This is a genomic window from Thalassobellus sediminis, from assembly GCF_044386045.1.
GTDB lineage: Bacteria > Bacteroidota > Bacteroidia > Flavobacteriales > Flavobacteriaceae > Thalassobellus > Thalassobellus sediminis.
The window spans coordinates 400,157-418,632 of record NZ_JBISCD010000039.1; the positions used below are offsets into that span (position 1 = coordinate 400,157).

Here is an 18,476-nt window from a genome sequence, read left to right on the forward strand (position 1 = left end):
ATTATTTCCCGTCCATTTTATCTTTAAGAGCTTGTAAAGCATCATTAGCATCCCCAAGAGTTGGTTTTGCTTCAGCCGCTGCACTTGCTGCTTTCTTAGCTGCTGCTTTAACGTTTTTAATCTCTTCTGCTTTGAATATGGCAGTATGAGATGCTACAACACGTTTAAATTCTTTGTTAAATTCAATGATTTTAAACTCAGCACTATCTCCTTTTTTAAGTTTCTTACCATCTTCCTTTTCAAGGTGACGAGAAGGTACAAAAGCAACGATATCTTCGTTAAACTCTACAGTAGCACCTTTGTCTACGATTTCAGAAATCTCAGCAGTATGAACTGTTTCTAAAGCAAACTCAGTTTCATATTTATCCCAAGGATTAACAGTTGTTTGTTTATGACCTAAAGATAATTTACGTCCTTCAACATCTAACTCTAATACAACAACATCCAATTTATCACCAACTGCACAGAACTCAGATGGATGTTTGATTTTCTTAGTCCAAGATAAATCAGAGATGTAAATCAATCCATCAATACCTTCTTCTAATTCAACAAAAACACCAAAGTTTGTAAAGTTACGCACAATACCTGTATGCTTAGAAGCTAATGGGTATTTACCTGTAATATCTGTCCAAGGATCTGTACTTAATTGTTTAATACCAAGAGACATTTTACGATCTTCTCTATCTAAAGTTAAGATTTGTGCTTCAACTTCATCTCCAACAGAAACAAAATCTTGAGCAGAACGTAAGTGTGTAGACCAAGACATTTCAGAAACGTGAATTAATCCTTCAACACCATCAGCAACTTCAATAAATGCACCGTAATCTGCGATTACAACTACTTTACCTTTTACTTTATCACCAACTTTCACCTCTTCTGCAAGAGCTTCCCATGGGTGTTTAGATAATTGTTTAAGACCTAATTGGATTCTAGATTTGTTTTCATCAAAATCAAGAATAACAACATTTAATTTTTGATCTAACTCAACAATTTCATTTGGATGATTGATTCTAGACCAAGATAAATCTGTAATATGAACTAATCCGTCAACACCACCAAGATCGATAAATACACCGTAAGAAGTTATGTTTTTAACAACACCTTCTAGTACTTGACCTTTTTCTAATTGACCGATGATTTCCTTTTTCTGTACTTCAATATCTGCTTCAATTAAAGCTTTATGAGATACTACTACGTTTTTAAATTCGTGGTTGATTTTTACAACTTTGAATTCCATAGTTTTATTAACATACTGATCGTAATCTCTAATTGGCTTCACATCAATTTGAGAACCTGGTAAGAACGCTTCAATTCCAAAAACATCTACAATCATACCACCTTTAGTTCTGCATTTTACAAAACCATTAACGATTTCGCCAGTATCATGCGCATTGTTTACACGATCCCATGCTTTAATTACTCTTGCTTTTCTGTGAGATAATACTAATTGTCCTGTTGCATCTTCACGAACATCAATTAATACTTCTACTTTGTCTCCAACTTTTAAGTCTGGATTGTAACGAAATTCGTTTAAAGAAATAACACCTTCAGATTTAGCGTTGATATCAATAATAGCATCTCTATCAGAAATGTGAACTACTGTACCTTCAACAACTTCATCATTTAAAGTGTCAACGAAATTTTCTGCTACTAATTTTTCAAATTCTTTAAGTTGTTGATCATCAACTTCATCAATACCTTCTTGGTAATTGTGCCAGTTAAAATCTGCTAAGAATTTTTCAGGGTTTGCTTGTGCTTCAGATACTACTGGAGCTTCAACAGTTGTTGCTTCAGTTGCTTCAACTTCAGCTTGTTTTGCTTTTTCAGCCATTTAAAATAATCTTGTAATTATTATAAAAATCCGTCTTTTCGAAAATCTATGTAATTACCTTTTTGTATTCTGTATGTTTCGGAAGATTTAAGCGTTTAACACACAGAAGTGTTATTTATTTTTAGTTTCATTCCTTTTATCTTTCCGACGATCCGCTAAAAGGAGTGCAAAAATACATATTATTGAGATAATTACCTAAAAATGAATAAATAAAAATTTATGTGACTTTTTAAAAACCTAAGTGTCTTAACTTACAAGAAGAAACCTTAACTGTTTATTAATATAGTATTGAATAAGAAATTTACTATATTAACGAGCGCAAATAACATTAAAAATTATTAAATTATGACAATGAAAGCAAAATACCAAGCAGTACTAGATTTAGGAGAAGCATTAAACATTAAAGATGGTAACGTAACAGAAGAAAATGGTGTTCTTAAAGTAAAAGGAATGGCAAGTACACAATACGAAAAAAACCTAATTTGGGATAAAATTAAAGAAATTGGTGGTGCTGAACCTAAAGATATTTTAGCTAACATTACTGTTGAAGACACAAGTGTTTATGCAGTTCATACTGTTGTAAGCGGAGAAACTCTTGGAGGAATCGCTAAAAAATATTACGATAGTGCTTCTAAATATAACGCTATTTTTAAAGCGAATACAGATATTTTAAGCAACCCTGATGTTATTCACCCAGGACAAGAATTAAAAATTCCTAATCTATAATTTAATAGATTTATTATAAAAAAAAGCGGCAATTAATTGCCGCTTTTTTTTATTCATTATCCTCAATAGTCATTTTAGCTAATTGTAGTATTTTATTAAACTGCTCCTCTAAAGTTAGGTTAGAATTATCAATTTCAATAGCATCCTTTGCTTTTGTTAAAGGCGAATCTTTTCTGTTAGAATCTAAATAATCACGCTCTTCCACATTTTTAAGAACATCGTCATAAGCGACATCATCTCCTCTTTCTATTAATTCTTCATAACGTCTAATAGCTCTTTTTTCAGCAGAAGCTGTCATAAATAATTTAAGTTCTGCCATAGGAAAGACAACGGTTCCAATATCGCGCCCATCCATAACAACACCTTTATTGTCTCCTAATTTTTGTTGTTGTTTTACTAATTGCTGTCTAACTTCGGAAATAGCTGCCACTTTACTAACAAAACTAGAAACCTCAAGTGTTCTAATTTCCTTTTCAATATTTACATTATTTAAATACACTTCGGCAAAACCTAAAGTTTCATTAAAGGCGAAACTTATATTTATTTTTGGTAATTGATAAATAAGCGCTTCTACATTAAAATCGTCCTTACTTATAAGTCCGTTTTGCATGGTATAAAATGTTACCGCTCTATACATAGCTCCTGTATCAACATATACATAGCCTAAATGTTTAGCTAACTGTTTGGCAACTGTACTTTTTCCTGTTGATGAAAAACCGTCTATGGCAATGGTAATTTTATTCATTATAATCTTAAAAATTTAAAGAGCCTAAAGTACTTAAACTGCACTAAAATGAAAAATACTAATCACTTTAATTATTATTAAATAAAAAACATTGAGTAAAACTGAATACTGCTACTGTTTACTGAAAACTATTCTTTACTGTAAATCTATTTGTAAACCAAAAAAGTTTGAATTGGCTGCACTTGTGTATTTAGCATGTGTATAACTAAATCGCATTTTATTCATTTTAATTGAAAATCCGGCAGATATACCTGAAAAATTACGCTGATCTATGATTCGTAACTCTTCTCCTCTTCTAAAATTGTATCCTAATCTTATATTAAATCCGCCTTCTGGAAACAATTCGGCTCCTAAAATAGTATGCCTAATAACTTGACCTAAAAAACCTATTTTTTCTGATGTACTATTACCTCCTAAATCACTAGTAACACGTGCAGGGTTAGGTCTAGCAATTGGCCAATTCTGAAGATTTTCGAACGTTACATGCCAACGAATAGGTACATTTTCTAAACGCTGAGACATACCAAAAGAAACCTCAAAAGGCAAACGCTCATTCAAATCTGCATACGTTGTTATTTGGGTTCCTAAATTCCTAATTGACAAAGCCGCATGAAAATCTAAATCTTCATCTATATATAATAATCCTAAATCTACAGCAGCACCTAATGAATTGTATTGTTCTAATCTAGAAGTAATTAATTTTGCATTGGCTCCAAAATAAAAATCGGAATACCCTATCTGAAGTGCATATCCAAACGATAAAGCTGCTTCATTACCAGTAAAAGTGCCTGTAGAATTACCATTTTCGTCATAACCATCAAACGATCCATAGTTTACATAAGTAATTCCTGCGTGAAATGTTTGAGTACGTCTATCTACTGTGTATGCATATGCTGCTGTACCATAACTAATTCCCCCCAAATAATTTGAATAATTTATAGCTAACTGGTTATCCATATCTACATTTATAGTAGCAGGATTAAAAAGTGCTTGAGTTACATCGTAATCTACATTAGTTATTACTTTCCCACCTAATGCAGCTTGACGAGGTGACGACACCAAATTAAGAAATTGATAGGTAGCCTCTCCTCCAACTTGTGATATAGCAGTCACACACCAAGAGAAACAAATAAAAGTGATAATTTTCTTTAACATATTTACGATACAAAGTAAGCAAATCTATCTTTAAACGTTAGCAAGTTTTTTTTATTTTAAAACATAAAAAAACCTCGAAAATAAAATCGAGGCTTTTCGGTTTTTAAATTTTATAATTTCTTAGCGTTTTTAACTTTTTGATTAGTAAGCGCTAATTTTATAACATCACTCATATCTGTCACATAATGAAACGTTAAGCCTTTTAAATATTCAGGTTTAATTTCCTCAATATCTCTACGGTTTTCTTCGCACATTAAAATTTCTTTAATTCTAGCACGTTTAGCAGCCAAAATCTTTTCTTTAATACCTCCAACAGGTAGCACTTTTCCACGAAGTGTTATTTCGCCTGTCATTGCTAAACTTTTCTTTACTTTTTTCTGAGTAAATAATGACACTAAAGATGTTAGCATAGTAACACCTGCACTTGGTCCATCTTTTGGGGTTGCTCCTTCTGGCACGTGAATATGTACTTTATACTTATCAAAAACAGCTATATCAATACCAAATTCATCGGCATTTGCTTTTATATATTCCATGGCAATAGTAGCAGATTCTTTCATAACCTTACCAAGGTTACCAGTAATAGTTAATCCTCCTTTACCCTTAGAAAGAATAGATTCTATAAATAAAATATCGCCACCAACACGTGTCCAAGCTAACCCTGTAACAACGCCTGCAACATTATTATTTTCATATTTATCGCGTTCTAATTTTGGTCCGCCTAATACTTCTATAACATCATCATTAGATACTTTTATATCGTAATCTTCTTCCATGGCTATATTCTTAGCAGCATAACGTACCATTTTAGCTACTTGTTTTTCTAAACCACGAACACCTGATTCTCTAGTATAACCTTCAACAATTTTCTCTAATTGAGGTTTTGCTATTTTTAAGTGTTTATCGGTTAAACCATGTTCTTTCAACTGCTTTGGTAATAAATGACGCTTTGCAATTTCTACTTTTTCTTCAATTGTATAACCAGAAACATTTATAATTTCCATACGATCTAGTAAAGCTGGCTGTATAGTAGATAAACTATTTGAAGTTGCAATAAACATAACTTTAGAAAGGTCGTAACCCATTTCTAAAAAGTTATCGTAAAACTCGCTATTTTGTTCAGGATCTAAAACCTCTAACATGGCAGAAGAAGGATCGCCTTGATTAGAATTAGATAATTTATCAATTTCATCTAAAACAAATACAGGATTTGATGTCCCTGCCTTTTTAAGACTCTGAATAATACGACCTGGCATTGCACCAATATAGGTTTTTCTATGTCCTCTTATTTCTGCTTCGTCACGTAAACCACCTAATGAAATACGCACATATTCTCTACCTAAAGCTTCTGCAATAGATTTTCCTAAAGATGTTTTCCCAACTCCTGGAGGGCCGTAAAGACATAAAATCGGAGATTTCATATCATTACGAAGTTTCAATACCGCTAAATATTCGATGATTCTTTTCTTAACATCTTCTAATCCGAAATGATCGCGGTTTAAGACTTTCATAGCATGTTTTAAGTCGAATTTATCCGTGCTAAACTCATTCCAAGGTAAATCTAAAAACAGCTCTAAATAGTTACGTTGAATAGAATACTCTGCCACTTGCGGATTCATGCGTTGCATTTTGGCTATTTCTTTGTCAAAATGTTTAGCAACGTCTTCATTCCATTTTTTATCAACAGCACGCGCTTTCATATCTTCAATTTCTTCATCATGACTTACGCCTCCCAATTCTTCTTGAATGGTTTTCATTTGCTGATGCAAGAAATACTCACGTTGTTGTTGACTCATATCCATCTGTACTTTAGATTGGATATCGTTTTTAAGTTCTAGCTTTTGAAACTCAACATTCATAAACTTAAGCGTTGCCAGTGCACGCTTTTTAAGGTCATCCATTTCTAAAAGCGTCTGTTTTTCATTAACAGACAAATTCATATTAGACGACACGAAGTTTACTAAAAACGAATTGCTTTCAATATTTTTTATAGCGAAAGAAGCTTCACTAGGAATGTTTGGACTTTCTTTAATAATCTCTAAAGCTAAATCTTTAATAGAGTCTATAATAGCCGTAAACTCCTTGTTTTTAATAGCAGGTTTAGCTTCAGGTATATCTCTGATGGTGGCATTCATATAAGGTTCTTCGGTAAGTACCTCGGCAACCTTAAAGCGTTTTTTCCCTTGTATAATAACTGTTACGTTACCATCAGGCATTTTTAAAACACGTAAAATTCTAGCAACAGTTCCTGTTTCATGAATTTCTTTAGCCGTTGGATTTTCAACCGATTCATCCTTTTGCGCCACAACACCTATAACTTTTCCGCCTTTATTAGCATCATTTATAAGCTTAATAGATTTATCTCTGCCAGCAGTAATAGGAATTACAACACCAGGAAATAACACGGTATTACGTAATGATAAAATTGGCAGTGTTTCTGGCAATTCTTCATTATTTATTTCTTCTTCATCTTCAGGAGTCATTAATGGAATTAACTCTGAGTTTTCATCAAATTCCTGTAATGACAAACTGTCAAGGGTAGTAAATTTAGATTTCTTCATATATATATTTAAGTCAATGTGTCACCAAAACACATTAATCTTTTAAGATTAAAAATTATATAAAATTTTAAACAACTGAAAATCAATATTTTAAATTTAAAATAATTGATTCAACTTTTATATAAATTCAATAGCTATGCCATTATGCAGAATTCAATAACTAAATTTAATTATTACATTTTCCCAGCTTTCTGTAAAGCAAATAATAATAAAATAGGCAAAGCAAGTATTCCCACAAAAAGTAAATTGGTTTCAAATAGCCAAGGCGCAAAAACCAATGTAATAATATAGCCGCCAATAGCTCCACCAAAATGCGCATCATGGCCTATGTTACCTATTCTTTTTTTCATTCCGTAAATTGAATAAAGCAAATAGCCTATTCCGAAAACAAAACCTGGTATAATTATATTTATTTCCATCCAAGGGTCAAATAAAATTGCCGAATAGATAACTCCAGTAACCGCTCCACTAGCACCTACAGCATTATAATGATATTCATTTTTATGAAAATAAAATGATAATAAATTTCCAAAAATCAAACTTCCTAAATAAACAGCTAAAAAACCTATGGTTCCTAATTCATAAATGACTCTTCCAGAAAAAAAATAAAGTGTCACCATATTAAACAACAAATGCTGAGTATCTACATGTAAAAACCCTGAGCTAAACAAGCGTATTTTTTCTCCACGCTTTAAACCTCCAACATTAAACTTATATTGATCGAAAAAACTATAATCACTAAAGCCTTTATAAGATATAATAACATTAGCTGCTATAATTATAATTGTAACTAAATCTAAATTCCCCATTACTTAAAAGTTTAATTTCTAATTAGCATATATTTGCTGTTACAAATCTAAAATTAATTCATGCAATTTCTAGCATATATTCTTGTTTATCCACTTTTGTGGTTAATTTCTATTTTGCCCTTTAAAATATTATACTTTGTATCTGATGGTGTCTATATATTACTGTATTACATAATTGGGTATAGAAAAAAAGTAGTAACAAGTAATTTAAAGCTTGTTTTTCCAGAAAAAACAGAAAAAGAAATAACAATTATTAGAAAAAAATTCTATCACCATTTATGTGATATGTTTTTAGAAATGGCCAAAACCATGACTATTTCTGAAGCATCATTAAGAAAACGTTTTAAAATTAAAAATCCTGAAGAATTAAAACGACTTGAAGGTCTAAACAAAAGTATTATTCTCATTTTTGGACATTATGCTAGTTGGGAATGGTCTATTGTAATTCAAAACTACATTAACTTTAAAGGTCTAGCTGTCTATAAACAATTGGCAAACAAATATTTTGATAAATTAGTTAGAGATATTCGATCAAAATTTAACACCTCATTAATTAGCACAAAGGAAACCATAGCAGTTATTAACAAAAACGAATCTAATGGTATTAAAAGTATCACTGGATTTTTGAGCGACCAATCTCCTAGGCTTAGTAAAGATGTGCATTGGAGTGCTTTTATGGGTATAGAAGTTCCTTGTTTTACAGGTGCTGAACGTTTAGCTAAAAAATTAGATTTATCGACAGCGTTTTTAAAAGTAACAAAAACAAAACGTGGACACTATGAAGCTGAAATTATGACGCTTGCTGAAAACTCTAACGACTATAACGATTACGAACTTACTGATATGTTTTTAAGTGAAGTTGAAAAACAAATTTATGATGCACCTGAATATTACTTCTGGACACATAAACGCTGGAAACATAAAGGAAAGAAATAAAAATTCATAATTATTTAAAACGACAAAGCAATCTTGTAACAAGATTGCTTTGTCGTTTTTATTTTACTAAATAGTTTTAAATTTTAGCTATAGCTCCAATTTCTTTAATAAACTTATCAGCTAAAGCATCTGCTTCATCTTGAGATTTTGCTTCTGTATATATTCTAATAATTGGCTCTGTATTACTTTTTCGTAAATGCACCCAACTTTCAGAAAAATCTATTTTAACCCCATCAATAGTTGTTAGCTGTTCATTTTGGTAACGATCTTCCATTGCTTTTAAAATACCATCAACATCTAAACCAGGTGTTAATTGTATTTTCTTTTTACTCATAAAATAATTAGGATATGTTTTTCTAAGTTGGCTAACACTCATCCTTTTATCTGCTAATAAACTTAAAAATAGAGCAACTCCAACAAGAGCATCACGTCCATAATGCGAAGCAGGATAAATAATGCCTCCGTTACCTTCACCACCAATTACTACTTTATTCTTTTTCATGAGTTTAACCACATTTACTTCACCTACAGCACTTGCTTCATAAGTGCCTCCATGTTTTTCTGTAACATCGCGCAAAGCTCTAGTAGAACTCATATTACTTACTGTATTACCAGGGTTTCTACTCAAAACATAATCGGCACAAGCTACTAAAGTATATTCTTCACCAAACATCTCACCATTTTCATCCATAAACGCTAAACGATCTACATCTGGATCTACTACAATTCCAAAATCGGCTTTATGTTTTTTTACAGCTTCAGATAAATCTGTTAAATGTTCTTTTAAAGGTTCTGGGTTATGAGGAAAATGTCCAGTTGGTTCACAATATAATTTAATAACATCAACGCCTAAACGTTCTAATAATAATGGAATTGCAATACCACCTGTAGAATTTACGCCATCAACCACTACTCTAAAACGAGCTTCTTCAATTGGTTTTACTGTTACTAGTTCTAAATCCAAAACTTCAATAATATGTAAATCTATATATGCTCTATTCTTTGTTATACTTCCTAAACTATCGACATTAGCAAAATTCATAGCATCACTTTCTGCTATTTCTAAAATTTTAGCCCCTTCATCTCCATCAAGAAACTCACCATCTTTATTTAATAATTTTAATGCATTCCATTGTTTTGGATTATGACTTGCAGTTAATATTATACCACCATCGGCATGCTCCATAGGAACTGCAACTTCTACAGTTGGTGTTGTAGAAAGACCTAAATCAACCACATCAATTCCTAGTCCAATTAAGGTATTCATAACCAAATTCTGCATCATCTTACCAGAAATACGTGCGTCTCTACCAACAACTACTTTGTAGTTCCCCTTGTCACGTTGCTGCTTAATCCAAACTCCATAAGCAGATGCAAATTTAACTGCATCAATTGGCGTTAGGTTTTCGCCTACTTGTCCGCCAATAGTTCCTCTAATTCCTGAAATTGATTTTATTAATGTCATAGTTACTTTTTAGTTAAAAAAACAAATATAGTATTTCAAACTTGTATTTGTTAATTCGTTATTCGTAAATTTCACAAATGAATTATTTAGCACATATATACCTTTCTGGAGATAGTGATTTAATTACAATCGGTAATTTTATAGCCGATGGCATTAAAGGAAAAGATTACAAAAAATATCCTAAAGACATTCAAATTGGCATTTTATTGCACAGAAACATTGATACCTATACTGATGCGCATAAAACCGTTAGAAAAAGCACGAAGCGTTTACATGAAAAATACGGACATTATTCTGGTGTTATTGTTGATATTCTTTACGATCATTTTTTAGCTAAAAACTGGAGTAAATATTGTAATATACCTTTAGAAGATTATGTAAACACTTTTTACGATTCTCTTGAAGTACATTATGATATGTTACCTTTAAGAATTCAAAAAATGATGCCTTTTATGATAACCGATAATTGGCTATTTAGCTATGCGTCTATTGAAGGGATTTCTAGAGTTTTAGATGGTATGAACAGGCGAACTAAGAATCGTTCTGGTATGAATGAAGCTATTCAAGAGCTAGAAGAATTTTACAATGAATTTGAAAATGAGTTTACAATATTCTTTGATGAGCTAATTACTTTTTCTAAACAAAAGCTAGAAAAGCATTCTTTAGAATTACTTTAAAAAATTTGTTTCGCCAGAATTCCTTTTTCAAAGATTAACTACAAACTCTTTTACCGATAATCGAGGACATATAACATCTATCGGTTTTTATCGTTTTCACTATATTAATTAGCTATTAATTAATAATTTAGAGGCATATTAATTATTTATCTAAAAGTTTAATAATTAAATCTATGCCCATCAAATCAAAAAAAATATTAAAAATAGTAACAGGTGTAATTATTTTCTTCACATTACCAAGCTTACTTTTTTTTGGTTTTCTTTATTTTAAATACAATGAAGATTTACCTACTGGTTTAGAAGGTGATCAAGCAGATGCTCTAGCTAACAAAATGCTAAATGCATTAAACTATGAAGCTTACAAAAATACAGATTACATAGAATGGACTTTTAAAAAACGTCGTCATTATAAATGGAATAAAACAAAAAAAATCTGTGAAGTATATTGGAAAGAAAACAAAGTGATTCTCGATCTAAACAACTACTCAAAAAGTAAAGTTTATATACATGGTTTTATTATAGAAAGTGAACTAAGAGAAGAGCTTATTGAAAAAGCTCTTAAATTTTTTAATAATGAGTCTTTTTGGTTAATTGCGCCTTATAAAGTTTTTGATGATGGTGTAGAACGCAAACTAGCTACTTTAGAAAATAATACAGAAGCCTTGTTAGTTACATACAAAACTGGCGGCTCAACACCAGGAGATTCATACTTATGGTTGTTAGATAATACTGGCAAACCCAAAGCTTTTAAAATGTGGACTTCTATATTACCCATTGATGGCTTAGAGGCTTCTTGGTCAAATTGGGTTACTTTAGATAATGGTGTATTATTACCTACATTTCATAAATTCCTTTTCTTTGGCTTAGAGATTACCGATATTAAATCTTCTAATTAATCCTTTCAATATCAAAAAATTAACATTATACAAATCACTATCTGCGAATTCAATAACTAAAAAAATACTATCTCTTTCAATTGCTTCTAATCTGTTGTAATAAATGCCTCCTAAATAATATTAATAGGTCACACTAGATATCACTAATGTATTTCCAAATTCTTAATGATTTCATGAGTTAAATAAATAAATTTTAATATATATAAAATCATATTATATTAAAATTTAGTAAATTTATAAAATTGGTCGCCGTACAATAGTAACACCAAAATATTTATTGACTTATTATATTGCATGTTATATCTAATAAGTTATAGTTTTTTTATAGCTAAAATTTTAGAATAATTTTCAACTAATAATATTAATCTTAAAACTAAAAAAAATGAAACAAAAACTACTTTTAATCATATTACCAATGTTGCTTTTTACAGCAACATTACAAGCCCAAGACATAAAATATTGGGACTTTGGAGCCAAAGAACTAGGTGCTGGATATGAAAACATGCTTCCTTTAGAATATTTAAATGCCTTTGCTAACTACAATCGCCAAATAGAATATAATGATGGAACTAATATTTACACACCAAATGCTGGTTATGTTAATGAAAGCGGACAAAGCCGTGAAGCAATTTACAATACTACTTTTAATGCAAATTACGCTTCTGGCAATTTTCAAATAACATCTAAAGGTTCTTCACCTACACCTCCAGGAGGAACTTTATTAAGTGGAGAAAGTTTATATACAAAACCACCATTACCAGATTTAGATGGTACCATTGATTTGGTTTTTGCTAGAGATAGTAATAGTGATAGAATTATAACTACAAGAAAAGATATTACTCGCTATGATGATCCTTTAACTATGCCTGATGGAATGGATAAAGATTTATTTCCTGGTTGTATACAATTTACAACACCAGGAGATAAAAGATACAATACTAGTAGATATAGAGGTTTTAGTATAAATTTAGAAGCTGGACAATGGATTACTGTTGTAGGATCTGGACAATATACAGATATTGAAGGTGATGGAAGCTTAGGCTTTAAGACTGGTTATTTTAGTTTTGAAACTTTAGGAGGAACAGGAGCAGTTGTAGAAGTTGCAGATCAAGGTGAGGGTCTAGGTAATTTTGATGGACCTATAGACGGAACTGATAAAGGTGATGAAGCTGTTAGAGTTATGCAGTTTCAAGCAATAGATGCAGGATATTATAGACTTGCCAATAGAGGTGGTAAAATAAGAGTTTATAGAATATATTTAGGTCAAGTTGACGCTTCTCTTGGTGCGGGTCTTGAAACTAAAATTTATGTTAATGGTGTTTACAGTAAAACATTAGGTTTAGAAAAAAACACTCGTGTCTCAACGGATGTAAAAGCTGTTAACAATAGAGTATATATCTCAAACGTTAAATCCCAAACCGAAGTAAAAATTTATAATATTACTGGTGCTTTAGTTAAATCTATCAAAACAAATGAAGATACTAATTTCACATTTAAGTCTGGTCTTTGGATCGCTACTGTAAAAAATGCAGAAGGTCAAAAATCGGTAAAATTACTTACTAGATAATAATCTAAAAATTATAATTTTTAAAGGGTGTGTATTATAAAATACACACCCTTTTTGTTTCAAATTATGCAAAGTTACAAAATTGGTCGCCGTTCAAAAATTACACCCTTACTCTATTATTTTGATAATATTGTATAATAAATTTATTTACAATGCAAAAAAAATTACTTAAATACATTTTACCTCTCCTGTTTTTTACAGCAATTTTACATTCCCAAGATATTAAATATTGGGATTTTGGAGCTAAAGAATTAGGAGATGGATATGAAAATGTAATGCCTTTAGAATATTTAAACGCATTTGCTAACTACCAAAGACAAATTGAATATATTGATGAAAATGGAGTAGCAAGATTTCCAAATGTAGGTTTTGAAAATGAAAATGGTCAAAGCAGAAATTCAATTTTCTTAGCTACTTTTAACTCAAATTATGCAAGTGGAGATTTTGAATTATCTGCAAGAGGCACAATTCACACACCACCAGGTGGGACTTTATTAAGTGGAGGTAGTGATTCTACAAAACCTAAAAACAAACCAGATTTAGACGGATCTACCAATTTAGTTTTTCAAAGAGATAGTAATAGCGACAGACTTCTAACCACAAGAACCGATATTACAAGGTATGACGATTTATATACTATGCCTGATAGTATGGATTCTAATTTATACCCTGGTTGTATCCAATTTACAACTCCAGGAGAAGAAAGATGGGACAAAAGAGATGGTCGTGGTTTTTTAATAACTTTAAATGCAGGACAATGGGTAACCATAATTGCTTCAGGGCAATATACTGAAATTGGAGATAATGGAAGTTTAGGTTTTAGCACAGGCTATATTAAATTTGAAACGTTTTTAGGCTCAGGAACACCTGTTAACATTGATGATAAAGGCGCAGGTACTGGTAGTGTTTCCGGACCTATAAATGGCATCGATACAGGAGATGAAGCTGTAAGAGTTATGCAGTTCCAAGCAGTTGACGCAGGAACTTACAAACTTGCAAATAGAGGTGGTACAATACGTGTTTATAGAATATATTTAGGCAAAGTAGACGCTTCTCTTGGGGATAACCTTGAAACTAAAATTTATGTTAATGGTGTTTACAGTAAAACATTAGGTTTAGAAAAAAACACTCGTGTCTCAACGGATATAAAAGCTGTTAACAATAAAGTATATATCTCAAACGTTAAATCCCAAACCGAAGTAAAAATTTATAATATTACTGGTGCTTTAGTTAAATCTATCAAAACAAATGAAGACACTAATTTCACATTTAAGTCTGGTCTTTGGATTGCTACTGTTAAAAATGCAGAAGGTGAGAAATCAGTAAAATTACTTACTAGATAATAATTTAAAAATTATAATTTTTAAAGGGTGTGTATAATATAATACATACCCTTTTTGTTTCAAATTATACAAAGTTACAAAATCGGTCACCGCTCAAAAATTACACAGTTTTATTATTCATTTACCAATATTGCATATTACACTTTACAATTCAGACACAAACTAATTTATAAACTATTACAATTATATGCATAAACGTTTTTCAGGTGTTGTAGTACCCATGATAACACCACTAAATAAAGATTTCACTGTAGATATTGACGCTGTAAAAAGGCTTGTAACTTTATTTTCAGAAAACAATATACATCCGCTTGTTTTAGGAACCACCGGTGAATCTAGCTCTATAAATGAAACCGAAAGTTTTAGATTGGTTAAAGCCGCTGTAGATTCTAAAGGAGAAAACCAATGTATTTATGCAGGTTTAGTTGGCAATCAGGTTGGTGATTTAATTAATCGTGGTAATACATATATAGAAATTGGAGCCGATTGTGTTGTTGCTACGCTTCCCTCATATTACGGACTTACCCCAGAGCAAATGACTTCTTTTTACAAAACACTTGCTGACAAAATATCTGGACCAATAATGATGTATAACATTACAGCAACTACTCAAATGTCTATTCCATTAAATGTAGTGGAGAACCTATCTACACATCCAAACATATGGGGACTAAAAGATTCTGAGCGAGATGAAAATCGCATGAAAAAGTTTATAAACTTATATAAAGAAAATGAAAACTTCTCTTTTTTCTGTGGTTGGGGCGCTCAAAGTGCTGAAAGTTTAAAACTAGGTGCCGATGGAATTGTTCCTAGTACTGGTAATTATGTGCCAGAAATGTATAAAGCGTTCTATGACGCTGCATTAAAAAAAGATTGGAATAATTGTGATAGATTACAAGAAGAAACTGATGTGATTGCACAACAATATCAAAAAGATAAAACCTTAGGACAATCATTAGCCGTTTTAAAGTCGCTATTGAACATAAAAGGAATATGTAATAAAACCATGATGCCACCATTAACCGAGGTGGATTAATAAATACCAATTAAACTAAATTATTATGCTAAACATTCATTGGATTGATATTGTTATTGTAATTATTTCTGTTGCCTTTACTCTAGGAGCAGGTTTTTACTTTGCAAATCGACAAAAAAGTTCCGATCAATATTTCTCAGGAAGTAAAACTATACCAGCTTGGGCAATTGGAATTTCAATATTTGCAACTTTAATAAGTAGTGTTACATTTTTAGCATATCCAGCAGCGGCTTACAAATCTAACTGGATTTTACTCGTTCAAGGTTTAATGGTGCCTATTGTACTAATTGGGTTAATTTGGGTTATTGTGCCACTGTTCCGAAAAGTAATCAGATTAAGTACCTATGAATATTTCGAGCGTCGTTTTAGCGTATTTGCAAGAATGTACAGCTCTGTCGCCTTTATTTTAACGCATTTTTCAAAAATGGGAACCGTTTTATATTTGGTAAGTTTAGCGTTAGCAACACTTACAGGTATAGATGTTACTACCTTTATTTTATTTTTAACAGTAATCATTATAATTCTAACATTATTAGGCGGTATGGAAGCTGTTATTTGGATGGATGTTATTCAAGGTTTTTTACTTATTGGAGGCGGATTGTTATGTGTAGGTATTTTATTATTTAATTCTGAAGGAGGTGCTGGACACATGATAAGTGAAGCCGTTTCAATGAAAAAAATAGATTTTGGCCCTTATGATTTTAGTTTTTCAGAATTAACCTTTTGGGTACTGGTTATTAATGGAGCATTTTATGCTTTACAGAAATATGGCACTGATCAAACCATTGTGCAGCGCTACTTAACTGCCAAGAATGATAAAGATGCTAAAAAAGCCGCCTATATTGGTGTTTTAGCAAGTGTCCCTGTTTGGGGTTTATTTATGCTTATTGGCTCTTTGCTATTTGTATTTTATAACACAGGAGGAGCCAGTTTACCAGAAGGTATGAAAGCAGACCAAGTATTTACGTATTTTATTGGAACCGAATTACCCGTTGGTGCCGTAGGCTTAGTACTAGCTGCTTTAATTGCAGCAGCAGTTTCTAGTTTAGATTCTGATATGAATTGTTTAGCAGCTATTGGTGTCGAAGATTTTTATCAGCGTTTCAACCCTAATCGTACAGATAAACAACGCCTAATTGTTGGGCGTTTATTGGTATTATTTGCAGGAATTTCTATGGCAGGTGTCGCATTATTATATGCTGCATGGAGCGGACAAGGTGTATTAGGTGTCGTTTTTAAATTATATGCCATTTTCTCAGCCGGTATTGTTGGAATCTTTCTTTTAGGACTATTCTCAAAACGAGCTAACAAACAAGGTTTGCACATTGGTATTGCGACTTGTATCATTTTTACAGCTTATGCCATATTAACAACAACAAAAATTGGAGATGCGTTAATATTAGATTTAGGTGATTATAATTTTCCACATCATAAATACATGTTAGGAGTTTATAGCCACCTAATTGTATTAGTCGTTGGTTATTTTGCTAGTTTCCTGTTCAAATCTGAAGAAGTAAAAGACGAATTAACCATCTACGGATATTTCAAATTAAAAGAAAAAGAATCATAACATACAAAATGAATTCAATCACATTATTACAACCTCAAAAAATTGTTTTCGGAGAAGATTCAATAAAAGATCTTTCAAAAGATGCTATTATAGAAAATTCAAACAGTATATTATTATTGGTTGCAACACCTCTATTATCTGCTGTTAAAACAACCGTAAAAGATATTCAATCTAAAAACAAAACAGTTCTACTTGTAGAATACAAATATGTTGGAGAACCTACATTTGCTCAATTTAATGAACTTATAGAAGCAACCAAATCATCCAATCCTGATTGTATCATTGGTGTTGGTGGTGGAAGCGTATTAGATTGTGCAAAACTACTTGCTGCACTCATCAACAATGAACAAAATCTTGAAGATATTGTAGGTATTGGTTTTTTAAATGGAAGAAAAATAAAACTAATTTGTATTCCTACTACATCAGGTACAGGAAGTGAAGTGTCACCAAATGCCATTTTATTAAATGAAGAAACACAAGCTAAAAGCGGTATTATTAGTCCTTATTTAGTGCCAGACGCTTGTTATCTCGACCCAATATTAACACTTACATTACCTCCAAAACTAACCGCTGAAACTGGTATTGATGCTTTATCGCATTGTATTGAGGCCTACACTAATAAATTTGCACATCCAGCAGTTGATACTTACGCATTAAAAGGCATCCAGCTTATTTCTGAAAACATTCAAAAAGCTTATGAAGATGGAAATGATATTGAAGCGCGTTCTGCCCTATTATTAGGTTCAATGTATGGAGGCTTATGTTTAGGACCTGTAAACACTTCTGCAGTTCATGCATTATCCTATGGATTAGGTGGAAAATTCCACATTGCACATGGTTTATCAAATGCTATTTTAATGCCCGGAGTGTTACGCTTTAATTTATCGGCAAACCCGAAAAGACATGCCGATGTAGCACGTGCTATGGGAATAACGTGGAATGGTAAGGATGAGCATATTGCAACCGTAGGTATAGAAAAAATTGAAGCCTTATCAAGAGCATGTAATATACCACAAAAACTATCTGAAATTGGAGTTTCTGAAAACGATATTCCCGAACTAGCAGACATCGCTATGAAAGTAACTCGATTGCTTAAAAACAATCCAAGAGAAGTTACACGAGAAGATGCTATAAATATTTATACAAAATTGCTTTAAAA

The 18,476-nt window shown here is 31.6% G+C and carries 15 protein-coding genes; 9 read left to right on the plus strand and 6 right to left on the minus strand.

The genetic code is table 11. The annotated features are described in order from the left end of the window. Nucleotide 1 precedes the first annotated feature (1 nt). A complete protein-coding gene (rpsA, locus tag ACH5TW_RS06540) occupies nucleotides 2-1,831 on the minus strand; it encodes a 30S ribosomal protein S1 (protein WP_439335697.1) in 1,830 nt (609 codons plus the stop codon). Between the two features lie 345 nt (nucleotides 1,832-2,176). Here rpsA and ACH5TW_RS06545 point away from each other — a divergent pair, with 345 nt between their 5' ends. Continuing rightward, on the plus strand, nucleotides 2,177-2,557 hold the full coding sequence (locus ACH5TW_RS06545) for a LysM peptidoglycan-binding domain-containing protein (protein WP_439335698.1): 381 nt from the start codon (nucleotides 2,177-2,179) through the stop codon (nucleotides 2,555-2,557). A gap of 49 nt (nucleotides 2,558-2,606) precedes the next feature. On the opposite strand, the gene cmk is transcribed toward ACH5TW_RS06545, so the two are convergent. From cmk to ACH5TW_RS06565, 4 genes are all read right to left on the minus strand, one after another. Further along, nucleotides 2,607-3,302, minus strand: coding sequence for a (d)CMP kinase (gene cmk, locus ACH5TW_RS06550; RefSeq protein WP_439335699.1), 696 nt, complete (start codon nucleotides 3,300-3,302; stop codon nucleotides 2,607-2,609). Nucleotides 3,303-3,437: 135 nt separating this feature from the next. Beyond that, nucleotides 3,438-4,457: a type IX secretion system protein PorQ gene (gene porQ, locus ACH5TW_RS06555; RefSeq protein WP_439335700.1), complete on the minus strand. Its 1,020-nt coding sequence runs from the start codon at nucleotides 4,455-4,457 to the stop codon at nucleotides 3,438-3,440. Nucleotides 4,458-4,567: 110 nt separating this feature from the next. Further along, complete coding sequence (gene lon / locus ACH5TW_RS06560) at nucleotides 4,568-7,018, minus strand: endopeptidase La (RefSeq protein WP_439335701.1); 2,451 nt, start codon at nucleotides 7,016-7,018, stop codon at nucleotides 4,568-4,570. 173 nt (nucleotides 7,019-7,191) lie between these two features. Then, entirely contained in the window at nucleotides 7,192-7,827 is a 636-nt protein-coding gene (locus ACH5TW_RS06565; RefSeq protein ID WP_439335702.1) for a rhomboid family intramembrane serine protease, read from the minus strand. Nucleotides 7,828-7,887: 60 nt separating this feature from the next. Here ACH5TW_RS06565 and ACH5TW_RS06570 point away from each other — a divergent pair, with 60 nt between their 5' ends. Continuing rightward, nucleotides 7,888-8,763: a lysophospholipid acyltransferase family protein gene (locus ACH5TW_RS06570; RefSeq protein ID WP_439335703.1), complete on the plus strand. Its 876-nt coding sequence runs from the start codon at nucleotides 7,888-7,890 to the stop codon at nucleotides 8,761-8,763. A 76-nt stretch (nucleotides 8,764-8,839) separates the two neighbouring features. Here ACH5TW_RS06570 and glmM read toward each other — a convergent pair whose 3' ends face one another. Further along, nucleotides 8,840-10,228 (minus strand): phosphoglucosamine mutase, encoded by a 1,389-nt coding sequence (glmM, locus tag ACH5TW_RS06575; RefSeq protein ID WP_439335704.1) that lies wholly within the window; start codon nucleotides 10,226-10,228, stop codon nucleotides 8,840-8,842. Between the two features lie 77 nt (nucleotides 10,229-10,305). Between glmM and ACH5TW_RS06580 the strand changes: the two genes are divergently transcribed. The 7 genes from ACH5TW_RS06580 to ACH5TW_RS06610 all read left to right on the plus strand — a co-directional run bounded on the left by ACH5TW_RS06580 (nucleotide 10,306) and on the right by ACH5TW_RS06610 (nucleotide 18,474). Next, a complete protein-coding gene (locus ACH5TW_RS06580) occupies nucleotides 10,306-10,905 on the plus strand; it encodes an acyl carrier protein phosphodiesterase (protein WP_439335705.1) in 600 nt (199 codons plus the stop codon). Between the two features lie 173 nt (nucleotides 10,906-11,078). After that, on the plus strand, nucleotides 11,079-11,801 hold the full coding sequence (locus ACH5TW_RS06585) for a hypothetical protein (protein ID WP_439335706.1): 723 nt from the start codon (nucleotides 11,079-11,081) through the stop codon (nucleotides 11,799-11,801). A gap of 382 nt (nucleotides 11,802-12,183) precedes the next feature. Then, on the plus strand, nucleotides 12,184-13,368 hold the full coding sequence (locus ACH5TW_RS06590) for a T9SS type A sorting domain-containing protein (protein WP_439335707.1): 1,185 nt from the start codon (nucleotides 12,184-12,186) through the stop codon (nucleotides 13,366-13,368). Between the two features lie 152 nt (nucleotides 13,369-13,520). Next, nucleotides 13,521-14,711, plus strand: a complete 1,191-nt coding sequence (locus ACH5TW_RS06595; RefSeq protein WP_439335708.1) for a T9SS type A sorting domain-containing protein — start codon at nucleotides 13,521-13,523, stop codon at nucleotides 14,709-14,711. Between the two features lie 187 nt (nucleotides 14,712-14,898). Further along, nucleotides 14,899-15,747, plus strand: a complete 849-nt coding sequence (locus tag ACH5TW_RS06600; RefSeq protein WP_439335709.1) for a dihydrodipicolinate synthase family protein — start codon at nucleotides 14,899-14,901, stop codon at nucleotides 15,745-15,747. 25 nt (nucleotides 15,748-15,772) lie between these two features. Beyond that, on the plus strand, nucleotides 15,773-17,317 hold the full coding sequence (locus tag ACH5TW_RS06605; protein ID WP_439335710.1) for a sodium:solute symporter family protein: 1,545 nt from the start codon (nucleotides 15,773-15,775) through the stop codon (nucleotides 17,315-17,317). A gap of 8 nt (nucleotides 17,318-17,325) precedes the next feature. Further along, nucleotides 17,326-18,474, plus strand: a complete 1,149-nt coding sequence (locus ACH5TW_RS06610) for an iron-containing alcohol dehydrogenase (RefSeq protein WP_439335711.1) — start codon at nucleotides 17,326-17,328, stop codon at nucleotides 18,472-18,474. Nucleotides 18,475-18,476: the final 2 nt, after the last annotated feature.